We start from the raw sequence: 13,924 nt of genomic DNA, 5'->3' as shown, positions 1-13,924 counted from the left end.
CTGGTTCCTGTTGGCAATAGTCTGGGGGTGGCCGTGCAACCGAGGTACACGGTCGAGAGGGCGGACGGTGAATCGCCTCGGGGTCAAGCCCCGGGGCATTCTCCTCTACCGCTTGTAAAGTGCATCCGGTGAGCCAAGTGGCGGTTTTCGACGGATCCGATCATCGACTGCTTGATATTCCGGACGAAGTTTGTCGTAATCCTTGTATTCCGTAGTCTCTGACTCGCGGGCCACCCGAGCAAACATTGTGTCCCGTCCGTCAAATCGTTCGACAGGTCACTCCCGAATGGGCCAGCCTACAAGCCACTCCCGCACAGCCGAGAACAAGTCATTCGATCTGCTTTTACCGACGAACGGACCGGGGGAGTGGGAAAGAGTCGTCTTTGAGTAGGATCACACTCTCGAAGTTCGAACCGCTTTTTCACTGGCCGATCGGAATTTCGACGAGCGTCATGCTATCACTGCCTAACCCACGTTTCAGAGCGTTTTCAAGCTCGGTCCATCCGTTCGGGCGGTAGCCGTCGATACCGAAACTTTCTGCCAAAGACACGAAGTCGGGGTTTGACAACTTCGTTCCATAGGATTCGCCCCGATGAGACTGCTGTTTTTCTGAAATTAACCCATAATCGTCATTATTGAAAAGGAGAATCGTATAACTACAGCCGACTCTCGTTGCGGTTTCGATTTCAGCAGCGTTCATCAGAAACCCTCCGTCGCCTGTAGCGGCGACGATATCATTTTCGGTGGCCAGATCGGCAGCGATGCCTGCTGGGACTGAAATCCCCATCGAAGCCAGCCCATTGGAAATGATACACGTGTTCGGTTCATAGCACGGGAAGTTCTGTGCAATATCCATTTTGTGACTTCCGACATCGGATATCAGGACATCGTCCTGAGCCATTACATCCCGCAGTACCGGGAGTACCTTTCGGACCGTAAATTGGTCCTCAGCCGTGTATTGTGTATTGACATCTTTTCGAATATGCTGGCGGAGATCACGATACCAGTTACTGTCATACGATATCTCGTGCTTCTTTACGTACCGCTTGAGTTCGCTAAGTGCCTGGGCCGGATCACACACCAGTTCTATGTCGGGGTTGTACGCTTCGTACACCTCCGCCGGCTGGCTATCGATATGAACGATGACTGTCCGGTCGCCCGTGTTCCAGTCAGCTGGATCGTGTTCCGCAATGTCGTACCCCACCGTAATTATTACGTCAGCACTCTCGATGGCCCCAGACGCTTCCTGGTGGTCGCCCGAGTTAAGAGTCATAAGGGAATGTGGCGAGTCGTCGGATACTGCCCCTTTGCCCATATAGGTCGACGCCACGGGAATATTTGCTAGATCGATTAATTTCCGAATTTGAAGTGCTGCTTCGGTTCTTACGGCCCCATTACCAGCGATTAAAAGCGCCCGATCATTGCTCTGTAAGACTTGCCCGACTTCTTCGATAAGGTTCGGGTCAGGGTACGCCGGTCGGACCCGTTTTCGATTTGGCATGGGAACCGAGTCTGTTTCCATCCCAGCGATGTTCTCGGGAACTTCGATATGAGTTGCCCCGGGTTTTTCGTATTCAGCGATCTTGAACGCCTTTCGAACTGACTCGGTAATGGTATCTGGGTCGGTTAGCTGGGAGTTCCATTTCGTGATCGGTTCGAATAAGTGGACGATATCGAGTGCCTGGTGGCTTTCTTTGTGAAGCCGTTCGAGCCCGCCCTGTCCCGTTAGGGCAACGAGCGGGGCTTTGTCCAGATTCGCATCTGCGACGCCCGTCATGAGGTTTGTTGATCCGGGTCCTAAGGTCCCGAGGCACACCCCGGCCTCACCGGTAAGCCGACCGTGGACGTTCGCCATGAAGGCCGCCCCCTGTTCATGTCGAACCGGAACGAACGTGATATCCGAATCCCGGATCGAAAAGAGCAGGTCCTCCGTTTCCTCCCCCGGAACGCCAAAAACCCGTTCGACTCCCTCACGTTCGAGGCACTCAACAAGAAGATCCGACGCTTTCATTCGGTGGTCACCTTTTGGTCGGCTTCAGGATGCTGTACCCATACCGTCTTTCGATTGACGAATTCTTTGATGCCTGCTTCCGAGAGTTCACGGCCGTACCCTGAGTTGTTGACACCGCCAAACGGCACACGTGGGTCCGATTTAACGAGTTGGTTGACATACGTACAGCCTGCTTCTATGGCTGCTGCCACCCGCTCCCCACGTTCGAGGTCCTCCGTCCAGATACTCGCTCCAAGACCGAACTTCGTATCATTAGATTTTTCCACTGCGGTCTGCTCGTCTGGAACTCGATACACGGCCGCTATCGGTCCGAATACCTCTTGGCTATCGACTGGACAGCCGGGTGGAATATCTGTCAGTACTGTCGGTGGATAATACGCCCCATCTTGATCCAGTGGGTTTCCTCCAGTAAGCACTGTCGCCCCCGCATCAACGCTAATACGCACCTGCTCGTGGATATCTTCTAATAGGTCCTCCCTGGCCAACGGACCCACGTCAGTCTCTTCCTTTGTCGGATCGCCGATAGTGAGGGACTCGATTTCAGCGACGAACTCCTCCAAAAACTCGTCGTACACCTCTTGGTGAACGATGAATCGTTTTGCCGCAATGCAGGATTGACCACCGTTCAGATTGCGCGCCCAGGCACCGGTCTTCGCTGCAGCCTCGATATCGGCGTCCGGTAAAACGACGTACGGATCACTCCCACCCAGTTCGAGTACCGTCTTCTTGAGATTTTCACCGGCTGTCGAGGCTACAGCTTTCCCCGCCGGTTCACTTCCGGTTACGGTTACACCTTTGATCCGGTCGTCCAAGATGACCTCTTCCACTCTTTCCGAAGGGATCAAAAGCGTTTGAAAGACCCCTTCTGGATAGCCAGCGTCTCGAAAAACCTCCTCGATGGCCAATGCACTCCCCGGAACGTTCGATGCGTGCTTGAGCAGTCCAACGTTTCCGGCAGTAAGAGTAGGGGCTGCAAACCGGAAAACTTGCCAGAACGGAAAGTTCCACGGCATGACCGCAAGAACGGGACCAAGGGGTTCGTGAGTGGTTTTAACACTCGTTCCAGGTGGTCCCGAATGGAACTCGTCCTGGAGGTAGCGTCCGGCGTGTTCGGCGTAATGGTCACAAACCCACGCACACTTTTCGACTTCAGCTCTGGCCTGTTCTACGGGTTTCCCCATTTCTTCAGTGATCAAGCCAGCATACTCGTCTGTCCGATCACGGAGTAGCGACCCTACCTCTGCGAGTAAGGCCTCACGTTCGGCGAGCGAGCGATTTTTCCAGGTGACAAAGGCGTCCTGAGCCTTCGACACCCGTTTTTCTACAGCTTTGTCGCCGTGTTCCTGGTACGTGCGGTGGATCTCACCCGTCGCTGGATTCTCACTTTTCATTATTGAATAAACTCCGTGTGTCATTCTGTCGCATTCCCTCTGTATCTTTCTGCCTGAAGGACACTTTCTATGGAATCGAGGTACGCGGCTTCTCTCCATGTGCCAACGTGTTCGGACGACGATTTTCGTGATTGTACATCGGCAAAGGCCTCCTGCATGTGGGTCGTCAATTTGTCTCGAACCCGTTTTTCAGACCAGTATTCGTTCGTGGTATTCTGAACCCATTCGAAATACGACGCGGTCACGCCTCCGGCGTTTGCCAGTATATCGGGAAGAACCGACACGTCGTTCGCAGCGAGATATTCGTCGCCTTTCGGCGTTGTCGGTCCATTGGCCATCTCAAGAATGACGTTCGCTCGAACTTGTTCCACGTTGTCCATCGTAATCTGGTCCTCTATTGCAGCCGGTATCAGGACGTCGACGTCGAGGGTCAGTAATTCCGCATTCGAGATGCGTTTCGAGCCGAACGCGAAGAGGTCCTCGCTGGATTCGTAACTATCGAACAATTGAGAGACGTTTATCCCTGAAGAATCGTATATTCCCCCCGCAGCGTTACTTACAGCGACAATATCGTACCCTCGACCGTTTAGAAAGACAGCGAGATTTGACCCGACGTTTCCGAATCCCTGGATTGCCACCTTGGACTCTTTCGGCTGTATCTTCGATTCGGCGACGAACTCGTCAAGAATGACGGCACCGCCAAGCGAGGTTGCGTACTCCCGTGCTTCACTCCCGTCAAAATCGACGGGCTTTCCTGTAATCACTCCTGGCGCCTGGTGGCCTGAAATGGATTCGTACTCGTCACGCATCCAGGCCATAATTCGCCCGTCAGTATTGACATCGGGTGCGGGAATGTCCGTCCGTGGTCCGATATCCGAATAAAACGCTTTCACATATTCCCGTGATAATCGTTCCAGTTCCCCCGCCGAAAGACGATCAGGGTCCACCTGGACGCCGCCTTTTGCTCCGCCGAAAGGGATGTTCGCCACGGCACATTTCAGGGTCATCAGAAAGGCCAGTTCCTTCACCTCCGAAACATCGACACCGGGATGGTATCGGATTCCGCCCTTAGTCGGACCCCTCCCGTTGTTATATTGCACCCGGAAAGAGGAGAACACCTCGATCTCTCCGTCGTCCATTCTGACCGGAATATTCGCGTTGACGCTTCGATTTGGCTGGTTGAGAAGCTCGGTCTCCCGATCAGTTAGGTCGGTAATTTGGGACACTCTATCGAGTTGGATTGCACAGGTGTCACATAACGTGTCCTTGACGCCCGGTCCAAGATCTTCTTCCATTTTTGATCACCGTTACCAACTCCACAGCAACCGGGTATATACCCACCTTGCCTGTGTAATTCATTCACAAGCCCGTTCTTCCAGCGGACCGAAGTCAGTCCGGTGTCTCACTACCCAATCCGTAATACGTTCGCTACCAGGTAGTTCACGTCGCAACTGCCGTCCGTTCGTGTTCCTCAATGATTCGTTGAATCGAGTTCTCAATTTTTACGAAATTGCACAGCGGGTTTCCCGGATACACCACGGGATTTTCAAGTACACCAATCAGAAGTCCGGTAAACGGGGCCTGAACGGTTATTTGATTCGATTTGAAGGGGTTTGTGATTCGACAGATTGTTTCCCCCTCGCCCACGAGGTCGCCACGCTCGTGGTGCATCTCGACGATCCCACCTGCATCGGCCCGGATCCACGTTTTCTCATCTTTGTCACTGATGACGGTTTGCCATCCCGGCCATCGAACCGTCTCCTGTCGGTAGATGCCGTATTCCGCGAACACACTCCGGACTCCATCGAGTGCGTGGTCGATGAGCTCCCGTTCGAAACGGTGTGCTTCACCCATTTCGAGGGTTATCGTGGGAATGCCATCGTCGGTCGCCTCCCGACGGAGCATCCCCGAGGACCCTTCACTGGCCATGATAAGGTTCGTCCCGAAAGCACGAGCGAGACGTTCGACCCCTTTCTCATCCATGTCGGCACGGACGTGGAACATATTTGTCCGTCCCCGCGTTGAGGTGTGGAAATCGAGACCGAAATCACAGGGTTCGATGAAATTATGATAGATCTTGTAGGCGATCCGGTTCGAACTCGTGCTGTCCTGCTTACCTGGGAAGGCTCGATTCAGATCCCGTTCATAGATCGGCAGATACCGCTCCTGTGCAGCGAATCCTTGCACGTTCAGGACGGGGAGGCAAACGAGGGTTCCACAGACATCTGCGTGATCCCATTCCTGTGCGACTTCGCGGACGACTTCGATACCGTTGAGTTCGTCCCCGTGAATCGCCGCAGTAAGAAAGGCGGTTGGTCCGGGCCGGGGACCATTGATAATCGTCACTGGAATGCGAACCGGATCGCTTAGATACGACTCGCTCACAGGATATCGGAGTTCCGTCGTTTCACCCGGTTCCACACGACCACCATCGAACGTGAACACCTCTGCTTTGTGTTCGCTCATCTGTCCATACATGGTGGGTCCGATCGGGTTAAACGGAAAGAGCGATTGCAACTGTGTTACACGTTCGCAGAACCTGTAATGACGTGTATCCTCAATATGAACCAGAGCAAAGCTAATGACCGCCTCCTCAAATTCGCCCGAATCGGAGGGTGTGACGGACACGGCACGGGCTGCAAGTATCGATAGTACGCAGGCACCCGGCGAAACAAAGCGGGTGGGTGTGTTGAGTACCCACAACAGCAAGGAGACCAAAGCGATACTGAACGCGGTTCGAGTGTTGGGGCATGAACCCGTGTGGATTCGGGATGAGAACGTCACCTCGTGGATCGAGGACGGTACCGTCCAGCTCTCACCACGCGTCGATGTCCTCGTAAATCGGATGCTTCTGACGAAGAGCGACCACAAGATCGAAGATCTGCAACTCGCTGCACTCTACGAAGAGACGACTCCCGTCGTGAATCCACCGCAGGCCGTCGCGAACACACTCCACAAGTACCGAGCCGGTGCGAAACTCGCCGCGTCCGGTCTCCCGGTTCCAGACGCCTACTTTGGACGGTCACCGCGAACGTTCAAAGATTGGCCAGAGTATCTTCCGGATATCGCCGCCCACAAACATACCATCGGGACGAACGGCAAGCAGATGTCGATCGTCTCGGACAAAGAACCGGTCAGCCCGATGATTACCGACGAACACTCGTTTCTCCAGGAGTTCCTCGAACAATCCGATGACCGTCCCTCCGACCTTCGCGTATACGTGGTCGATGGCGAGATCATCGGAGCAATGCGACGCTATGCACCCGAGGACGACTGGCGGACAAACGTTGCTCTCGGTGGTGAGGTGGAGGGTGTTACTGATGACCTTTCCGCAGAACCTCGCCAACTCGCGACGGAAGCAACGAGTGTCCTCGGATTGGATCTTGCTGGGGTCGACCTGATGCCGATCGACGGCGAGTGGTACATCCTCGAAGTCAACGCTACTGCAGGGTTCAAAGGCCTGTTTTCGGCGACAGAGCTCTCAGCAGCCCCTCATATCGCACGTCTTGCTATCGAGCGGGCAGGGGGCAACGTCGACCATTCGCAGGTCGTTGAGTTGGAATCAGCGTTGGACGACTCCGTCCCTGATTGTAAACCACCGCTAGACCAAGAACAGGGCGACGATGCTGTCCTCGGTTACACCTCTCGGATACGGATCAATGGTCGGGATGGCGCCGAACAGGCGGTTGCAAAGTCGGATACAGGCGCCAAGCGCACGAGCATTGATACCGACCTCGCTGGTCGAATCGGCGCTGGCCCCCTTGTCGACACGACCGAGGTACGGTCAGGAACGGGGACTGAGACGGAGACCCGTCCCCTCGTCGATGTCGATCTCCGTCTGAACGGGCGGTGGCGAACGGTCACGGCCAGCATTACCGATCGGTCGGAGATGACATATCCTGTTCTTCTGGGTCGGGACGTGCTCGAAGCATACACGCTGGATATTAGCCGAACTGTCGAAGAATAGCTCAAATCACGATGCAATCCAAACTTCGCTACCGAAATACTGACACACCATTTCAAGTAGGTGACACAGGGAGCGCTAACAGGAGATTGGCACAAGTGTCCTTCCTGTCGAAACAGAAGGGGGGATAGAAGATAATGTCCGTAAATAAACAGGTCGTCTTAGAACAGCTCGCCGCGGCGACCGATGCCACTCAACAGGAGACGACAACTATCCAAGCGCTTGCAGCGACGCTTGCCGTCGACGAACAGACGGTTGAATCGCATATCCAGTGGCTGGTAGCCTGTGATTTAGCTCGACTGACACCCGAGAACGACGTTCGAGTGACGATTTCGGGCGAACAGTTCCTGGAACTCGATGTCGATGATACGGTCATCGTCGACTCCGGTAGACAAAATTCGGAGCCATGAGAGAGCAGGCATTTATCAGGAGTCCCTATGATTGTCTACTGAATGGAGCGGAGTAGTTGATGGTAGGGAACGACGCGAATCAGCAAACAGCGGACACCGAGGAGGTACAATACGATCCTGCAACCAGTCGGTACAACCTCTACGAATGCCCCGACTGTGATAACATAGTCCTCGCGTTGGGACGTGACGAACCGCCGATGTCCTGTCACGACAAGCCGATGGAGGTCGTGACAGATGTGGAGATGAGCGTGAAGCCTCCGGATGTCAAACAGGTACTCCTCCAGGCGTTCGGTCTGCCGAAACCCGGGCTCGATATCTGTCTCTGTGTCATCGGGGAGGGGCCGCTATCCGCGAACGAAGTCGCCGAGTCCCTAGGCTACGATCGGAGTACCATTACCCGCTATCTCAACAAACTCGTAGCGTTGGGACTACTCGAACGCTCGGAGCTGAACCGCGAAGAGGGTGGCGTGGTCAACGTGTACCACTCGGTCGATCTCGAACAAATGCGTCGCGAGACGTTGATTGGGTTTTATTTGTGGGCCGGCGAGGCTGCCACACTCATCGAGGATGCGAACCTGACGAAACAGGAGTACCTCGATGAAAATCCCGATCGGGAGCTGCCGGACGTCTTCTGGGATTCATTCCCGAAAAACTGATGCCGATTACCGATTCAATTCGATCCAGTCAGCGGGCCCGAACGGTCGGTCATATTCGATGTTGATCCGTTCGTACACCGTTTGAGGGATGCCGATATCCGCGAGATAGAGTGCCTCAGTTCCCGTTTCGAGCCCGGTTTTTGGAAGTGCTAGTGTGACAGTCCGGGTCGGCGTGACTGCGATCCCGAGTGTTTCACCAGTCGTTGCGTCGATACCAGAAGGAACGTCAAGTGACACAATCGGCTCCGACAGTTCGTTCAGACTCTCGATCAGCTTGCTTGCGGGAGGCCGGACCTCACCGTCGAGTCCGTACCCGATAAGCGCATCTACGATGACCCGCTTTCCCACAGATTGAGAGAGTTGTTCCCCAGTGGCGGTAATCGAAACGTCCATTGCTTCGAGAATGCGGTACTGTGTCGCGGCGGCTCCGAACAGATCCTCCGGAGATCTATCGAGGATGACCCGGACAGGAATCCCACGATTCGCGAGATGTCTCGCACAAACCATCCCGCCGCCACCGTTTCCACCATTACCGGCCACGACCAAGACGGGAACGTCCTCCGGCCGAACATCACGGACGTGCCAGGCGAGAATTCGACCGGCGTTCTCCATCATTTGGAGTAGCTGTAGCCCCACTTCCTCGACAGCGACTCGGTCGACCGCGTTCATCTCAGTCGTTGTCACCGCCGGAACGTCTCGTCCGGTCGGTGTTTGAAATGCGTTTATGGCCATATTCATCGCATCACTTTGAAAGGACAAATATTTCTCAGAGGAAAATCCATGCCAAAGAGTTCTTTGATAAAGTGGAGCCCAGTATGACAATCTATCGTTTCAAGTGTAGTGTCGGCCATTTAACGGCTGATTTGTACAACTCACATTTCATCGCTTGCGGCCGCCATCATGTTTCTGCGAGTCATGATGAATCCGCTGATGAGCATCAGCACTGCGAGAGCGATCATCCCTGCATCCCAACTCATACTAGAATTCATTCCACTGGTTGCCATGCTGCCGTTCATACTCATTCCACTACCGTCATCCATTATCCCTACACCTATGAGGGCCTGGTTGAGGAGCATCAGAACGGAATAGACAATCATGAGCGGACCGCTATTTTGTCCGAGTCGGTCGGCGTATTCGGTCAGAAGGACCCCGCCGTGAAGGATAACGACCACCCCAAGCACTCCCATGAACCAACTGCTCGTCACCATAGTTGAGGTCATTGATGCGCTCCAAATAGCGTACAAACCTGATGCAAATGCAATTGAAGCCGCATAGAGGCGGGTATTCGAAATCATAGATGGCTCTTCGAGGTCTGACGTATTTATCCCAGCGGTCCGAATTGTAGCGTGGGGAGCGAGTCAGTTGATTCCAAGCGCGTTCGGAGGAAGTGATGGACGATTGCGAGCGTTACGCCCCAAACAAGGTGCCCGACGAGGGCCGCACCAGTTAGATCTGGAAGGGAGGCATCAAGCCCAAGCAATCGGAGCCAGATCGGCATGACGATACCTGCAGCTACCAGCCAGAGAAACGTTGCAAACCCGAGCGCCACGCCGAGCCGAACTTTCAGAGATTTGGACCGGTGGGGGAAGCCGGTGAGCAGTGTCACGAAAATCATAGCGAACACGACACTATGGAATTCGTGTGTTACCCATCCAATGAGTGGATCCTGAACCCCATAGAGCGCCCCAATCACGGGAATAATGCCAGCCATCGCTTGCATGGTCACTCCCATGACAGCCCCGGCAAGAAGGCCGCCAACCGTACCGATCGCCAAGTGCGTGTTTGGAACGCCATAGGTTCCGACCTCACCTTGCCCGGTCCGATTGAAAGATATCTCCTGATCTCCCCGACCAAGTTCGATCTCGATCGTCGTCCCATCGGTGACCTCGGTTCGGATCACGCCGCCAAAACTTTCGACGAGGAGGCGAACGATATTCAGGCCAAAGCCGGAGCGGGGGTCGTCGAATTCCGTTACGGTGCCCATTTCCAGGGTCTTCTGCTCCCGTTTTGGGAGTCCTGGGCCATTGTCTCGAATCCGAATATGAACTGTATGAGCCCGTTTTTCGGCCGAAATCACTACATAGGGGTCCTCAGCCTCGTTGTAGCGAGCAGCATTGTCTAGCAGAAGATAAAAGACGTGATCTAACTTGTCGTTTGCGTACACCTGAATGGGCCCTGGAAGATCCGATTCGAATTGGACGTCAGGAAACTCCAGGCGAACTTCTGCTATTGCCTCCTCGACAGCCCCCTCCAGATCTACTTGCTGCAGATCGGTGCGGTCGGTTTCCATGATCGTCAATGATCCGATTTCCTCAATGGAGTTCTCGATGACCTCGCTCTGGCCCGCAATGACGTCTACCGACGATGCGTTCCAGGACTTCTCGGAGCCCGCCAACAGAGAGGCGTGCCCTTTGATAATTGAAACAGCATTCAGCACCTGATCTCTGAGAATTCTGTTTAACGTGGCGAGTCGATTGGCATGATGTCTGAGTTTCTCCTGATTGTCTCGACTTCGTGCAGCGTACACCCCCACCATCGAACCGCCGACGGCACCGCCGATCAAGAAATTCGACAGTAGCGGCCCCGGTGAGAGAAGGATCGGTCTCATACCTGTCGAACCGAAAATTGTGGAAATGACCAACACGCCCATCATCCCGGTTCCGATGAGCGTCCAGCGGGCGACGGTTCGAACGAATCGCGTCCGATAGGCACCGACCGTTAAGGCGATCCCAAACGCCGCAAGCCCCAATCCCAAAACGAGCGGCAAAAGCCCGGCGAAAAGAAATTTCATCGGTGTATTGCTGACTGTCAGGGCAACCGTAAATCGGGTGAGGAAAAAGCCGATACCAGCAATTATGAGCCCACTAATTGACAGTTCCTTACGAAGTACACCGACCCTCATTATCGGAACTATCTACGAAAACCAGCCCCGTCCGAATAACTATTGCCCCGATGAACGCTGCACATTCGAGGAAAGAAAAGATACTCCGTGGATGAAAACGTAGTCCGACGACCAGGCGAAGAATACATCGATTCCGGCGAAGGAGAACTTCTCGAATGTGGGACTATCAGTTGTTACCGAGACTCTTCCTGTAGCAATCAATCTCTACGTCTTGCAGGCGGTTTCTGACAACCTCCAAGTAGACCTTCCACAGCGTGTTGAATACAAAGCGCATATACAGCAGCATGTTAATCAGTCTCGGGCAAATTTTATCAAACACTTATCTCTCTTGCTGTTCAATCCCGGACTGTCGGCACCAGCTATGAATACAAAGCCGGACACAATTCGCGTTCTCCACGTCGAGGACGACCCCGATCTCGCTGACCTTGCCTCTACCTTCTTGGCACGTGAAGACGACCGATTCGACATCGAAACAGCACATAACGCCGCCGAGGGACTGGATCGTCTCGTCGAGACTGACTTCGATTGCATCGTGTCCGACTACGATATGCCCGGTCAGAACGGTATCCAATTCCTCGAAACCGTCCGCGAGGAATATCCCGATCTGCCGTTCATTCTCTATACCGGGAAGGGCTCCGAGGAGGTTGCCAGCGAGGCTATCTCCACTGGTGTGACCGATTACCTCCAGAAAGGGAGCGGCACCGATCAATATACGCTCTTGGCGAACCGGGTCAAGAACGCGGTCAGACAATATCGCACTCGATCTAAACTTGAGGAAAGCGAACAACGGTACCGCCACATCGTCGAGCGTTCCCCTAACGGCATTTTCATCGTCAAAAACGGACAGATCGAATTCGTCAACCAAACAGTCGTCGAGTGGCTTGACGTCGATTCGGGGAACGAACTTGTAGGTGAATCGATTACCGAGTTCGTTCACCCGGATACGATACCGACGGTCCAGTCACATATCGAGGCGCTCCGCAATGGGCAGGAGGTCGGGTGGGAACGTGGGAAGTTACTGACGGAAACTGAGGAGACAAAGCACGTCAAAGTCCACGGCAGACCGATCATTTATCACGGTGAGGACGCGTTCCAAGTCGTCGCCAATGACGTATCCCTCCCGATCCGGCGTAAGCAGGCGCTCGGCGATCTGCACGACGTGACCCGCGATCTCATGCAGCTTCGGACTCCGGATGAAATTCACGAGTGTGTTGGTACGGCTGCTGGTTCCGTCCTCGGTTTACCGCTCGTCCACATCTATATCCGAGATGAGGAGAGTGAGAAACTCGTTCCGGTGTACACCTCGGAGGAGGTCGAAGGCACATTTGGCGATCTTCCATCGTTTGAACGCGGAGAAGGGCTGTTATGGCACGTACTGGAGCAGGGTGAGACGGTCGCATATGACGATGTTCAAACGGAAGGAGATCTCGCTAGTGATTTGCCGATCCGAGGTGCAATCATTGCTCCACTGGGTGAATACGGTGTTCTTGGGATAGCATCACTGTCGCCGGAATCTTTCAATAGGTTCGATAAGAAACTCGCCTCAATCCTCGCTTCACAGGCTGAAGTCGCGTTTGACCGGGGGACGCGAGAACAGGAGTTGAAACGACAGAACTACCGACTCGACGAATTTACGAGTATCGTCTCTCACGACCTCCGGAACCCGTTAAACGTCGCCGAAGGCCGATTAAAACTCGCTCGCGAGGAGTGCGACAGCGACCATCTTGACGATGTGGATCGTGCGCTCGAACGAATGAACGACCTGATTGATGATCTTTTGACGCTTGCCCGTGAAGGGGAGCAGGTTGGTGAGAGGGAACCGGTTGATCTGGCGGGGCTCACAGAGACCTGCTGGCAAAACGTGGCTATCGCCGACGCGACACTTATGACCGATATTGACGGGCGGATCCACGCCGACAAAAGCCGTCTCCAGCAACTCCTCGAAAACCTCCTGCGGAACGCGGTTGAGCACAGTGGCAACGACGTAACGATTCGGATCGGCGATTTGGACGACGGCTTCTACGTCGCCGACGACGGTCCCGGAATCCCCGAGGAGGACCGCACGGAGATTTTCGAGTCTGGCTACTCGACAAGCGACGAGGGGACTGGTTTCGGCCTTGCAATTGTGCAGCAGATCGTCGATGCACACGACTGGGAGATTCGCGTGACCGAGAGCGAAGCCGGCGGCGCGTGGTTCGAGGTCACCAACATCGAGTCCGCCGACTGAGGGAGACGTCCGATATTCTGCGGGCTGTTTTGGTTAATTTGTATACAGGTCCACTAGTGCCGGGGTGAACTCAAGCGCTGAGTCACGACGAGTGTCAACGAACGGCTCGCAGAGTTGCGAAAGTCATTCAGATTGCCGAGGGCTGGTATTTCATGGCCTGCTTGTTGAGCAGAATCCGTCAATAAGGTGTTTTCTGAGAAATGGATCTGTTTCAGGTATTAGGAGACTGATCGAGTTCGATGAGTGTAAAGATTGCGCGCACCAACCACTAGCAGGCATTTGAACTCTGAGTATAATGCCTCTCCGGATTTGAACCAACGGAAACCTCACTACGTTCGGTTTCCTGGGTTCAGAATCCGCTCG

Annotated in this window: 12 protein-coding genes; 4 read left to right on the top strand and 8 right to left on the bottom strand. The window is 54.3% G+C overall.

The window, feature by feature from the left end; translation table 11 throughout:
• Positions 1 to 105 precede the first annotated feature (105 nt).
• From V5A26_RS09980 to V5A26_RS09960, 5 genes are all read right to left on the bottom strand, one after another.
• Positions 106 to 246, bottom strand: coding sequence for a hypothetical protein (locus V5A26_RS09980; protein WP_332322408.1), 141 nt, complete (start codon positions 244 to 246; stop codon positions 106 to 108).
• Between the two features lie 175 nt (positions 247 to 421).
• A complete protein-coding gene (locus V5A26_RS09975; protein WP_332322407.1) occupies positions 422 to 2,011 on the bottom strand; it encodes an acetolactate synthase large subunit in 1,590 nt (529 codons plus the stop codon).
• On the bottom strand, positions 2,008 to 3,402 hold the full coding sequence (locus V5A26_RS09970) for an NAD-dependent succinate-semialdehyde dehydrogenase (RefSeq protein WP_332322406.1): 1,395 nt from the start codon (positions 3,400 to 3,402) through the stop codon (positions 2,008 to 2,010). The genes V5A26_RS09975 and V5A26_RS09970 overlap by 4 nt, the downstream gene beginning before the upstream one ends.
• A gap of 20 nt (positions 3,403 to 3,422) precedes the next feature.
• The gene (locus tag V5A26_RS09965) at positions 3,423 to 4,697 is read right to left on the bottom strand and encodes a Glu/Leu/Phe/Val family dehydrogenase (protein WP_332322405.1); all 1,275 of its coding nucleotides are present in this window, start codon (positions 4,695 to 4,697) and stop codon (positions 3,423 to 3,425) included.
• A 145-nt stretch (positions 4,698 to 4,842) separates the two neighbouring features.
• Positions 4,843 to 5,868, bottom strand: a complete 1,026-nt coding sequence (locus tag V5A26_RS09960; protein ID WP_332322404.1) for a succinylglutamate desuccinylase/aspartoacylase family protein — start codon at positions 5,866 to 5,868, stop codon at positions 4,843 to 4,845.
• A 115-nt stretch (positions 5,869 to 5,983) separates the two neighbouring features.
• Between V5A26_RS09960 and V5A26_RS09955 the strand changes: the two genes are divergently transcribed.
• From V5A26_RS09955 to V5A26_RS09945, 3 genes are all read left to right on the top strand, one after another.
• Positions 5,984 to 7,369 (top strand): putative ATP-dependent zinc protease, encoded by a 1,386-nt coding sequence (locus tag V5A26_RS09955; RefSeq protein ID WP_332322403.1) that lies wholly within the window; start codon positions 5,984 to 5,986, stop codon positions 7,367 to 7,369.
• Positions 7,370 to 7,503: 134 nt separating this feature from the next.
• Positions 7,504 to 7,776 (top strand): hypothetical protein, encoded by a 273-nt coding sequence (locus V5A26_RS09950; RefSeq protein ID WP_332322402.1) that lies wholly within the window; start codon positions 7,504 to 7,506, stop codon positions 7,774 to 7,776.
• A 59-nt stretch (positions 7,777 to 7,835) separates the two neighbouring features.
• Positions 7,836 to 8,432 (top strand): MarR family transcriptional regulator, encoded by a 597-nt coding sequence (locus V5A26_RS09945; protein ID WP_332322401.1) that lies wholly within the window; start codon positions 7,836 to 7,838, stop codon positions 8,430 to 8,432.
• Between the two features lie 6 nt (positions 8,433 to 8,438).
• Here V5A26_RS09945 and V5A26_RS09940 read toward each other — a convergent pair whose 3' ends face one another.
• The 3 genes from V5A26_RS09940 to V5A26_RS09930 all read right to left on the bottom strand — a co-directional run bounded on the left by V5A26_RS09940 (position 8,439) and on the right by V5A26_RS09930 (position 11,334).
• Positions 8,439 to 9,164: an NAD(P)H-hydrate epimerase gene (locus V5A26_RS09940; RefSeq protein WP_332322400.1), complete on the bottom strand. Its 726-nt coding sequence runs from the start codon at positions 9,162 to 9,164 to the stop codon at positions 8,439 to 8,441.
• Between the two features lie 140 nt (positions 9,165 to 9,304).
• A complete protein-coding gene (locus V5A26_RS09935; protein WP_332322399.1) occupies positions 9,305 to 9,652 on the bottom strand; it encodes a hypothetical protein in 348 nt (115 codons plus the stop codon).
• Positions 9,653 to 9,753: 101 nt separating this feature from the next.
• Positions 9,754 to 11,334, bottom strand: a complete 1,581-nt coding sequence (locus V5A26_RS09930; protein WP_332322398.1) for an ATP-binding protein — start codon at positions 11,332 to 11,334, stop codon at positions 9,754 to 9,756.
• A 361-nt stretch (positions 11,335 to 11,695) separates the two neighbouring features.
• Between V5A26_RS09930 and V5A26_RS09925 the strand changes: the two genes are divergently transcribed.
• Positions 11,696 to 13,561 (top strand): hybrid sensor histidine kinase/response regulator, encoded by a 1,866-nt coding sequence (locus tag V5A26_RS09925; protein WP_332322397.1) that lies wholly within the window; start codon positions 11,696 to 11,698, stop codon positions 13,559 to 13,561.
• Positions 13,562 to 13,924: the final 363 nt, after the last annotated feature.

It is taken from the genome of Halodesulfurarchaeum sp. (assembly GCF_036626455.1).
Classification (GTDB): domain Archaea; phylum Halobacteriota; class Halobacteria; order Halobacteriales; family Halobacteriaceae; genus Halodesulfurarchaeum.
The sequence above is the reverse complement of the archived record's forward strand: the minus strand, read 5'-3'. Positions and strand labels throughout refer to the sequence as shown.

Coding starts and splice junctions, on each gene's coding strand:
- V5A26_RS09980 (WP_332322408.1), bottom strand. CDS start 246: ATGTTTGCTCGGGTGGCCCGCGAGTCAGAGACTACGGAATACAAGGAT.
- V5A26_RS09955 (WP_332322403.1), top strand. CDS start 5,984: ATGACCGCCTCCTCAAATTCGCCCGAATCGGAGGGTGTGACGGACACG.
- V5A26_RS09960 (WP_332322404.1), bottom strand. CDS start 5,868: ATGAGCGAACACAAAGCAGAGGTGTTCACGTTCGATGGTGGTCGTGTG.
- V5A26_RS09975 (WP_332322407.1), bottom strand. CDS start 2,011: ATGAAAGCGTCGGATCTTCTTGTTGAGTGCCTCGAACGTGAGGGAGTC.
- V5A26_RS09950 (WP_332322402.1), top strand. CDS start 7,504: ATGTCCGTAAATAAACAGGTCGTCTTAGAACAGCTCGCCGCGGCGACC.
- V5A26_RS09945 (WP_332322401.1), top strand. CDS start 7,836: ATGGTAGGGAACGACGCGAATCAGCAAACAGCGGACACCGAGGAGGTA.
- V5A26_RS09940 (WP_332322400.1), bottom strand. CDS start 9,164: ATGGCCATAAACGCATTTCAAACACCGACCGGACGAGACGTTCCGGCG.
- V5A26_RS09965 (WP_332322405.1), bottom strand. CDS start 4,697: ATGGAAGAAGATCTTGGACCGGGCGTCAAGGACACGTTATGTGACACC.
- V5A26_RS09935 (WP_332322399.1), bottom strand. CDS start 9,652: ATGACCTCAACTATGGTGACGAGCAGTTGGTTCATGGGAGTGCTTGGG.
- V5A26_RS09930 (WP_332322398.1), bottom strand. CDS start 11,334: ATGAGGGTCGGTGTACTTCGTAAGGAACTGTCAATTAGTGGGCTCATA.
- V5A26_RS09970 (WP_332322406.1), bottom strand. CDS start 3,402: ATGAAAAGTGAGAATCCAGCGACGGGTGAGATCCACCGCACGTACCAG.
- V5A26_RS09925 (WP_332322397.1), top strand. CDS start 11,696: ATGAATACAAAGCCGGACACAATTCGCGTTCTCCACGTCGAGGACGAC.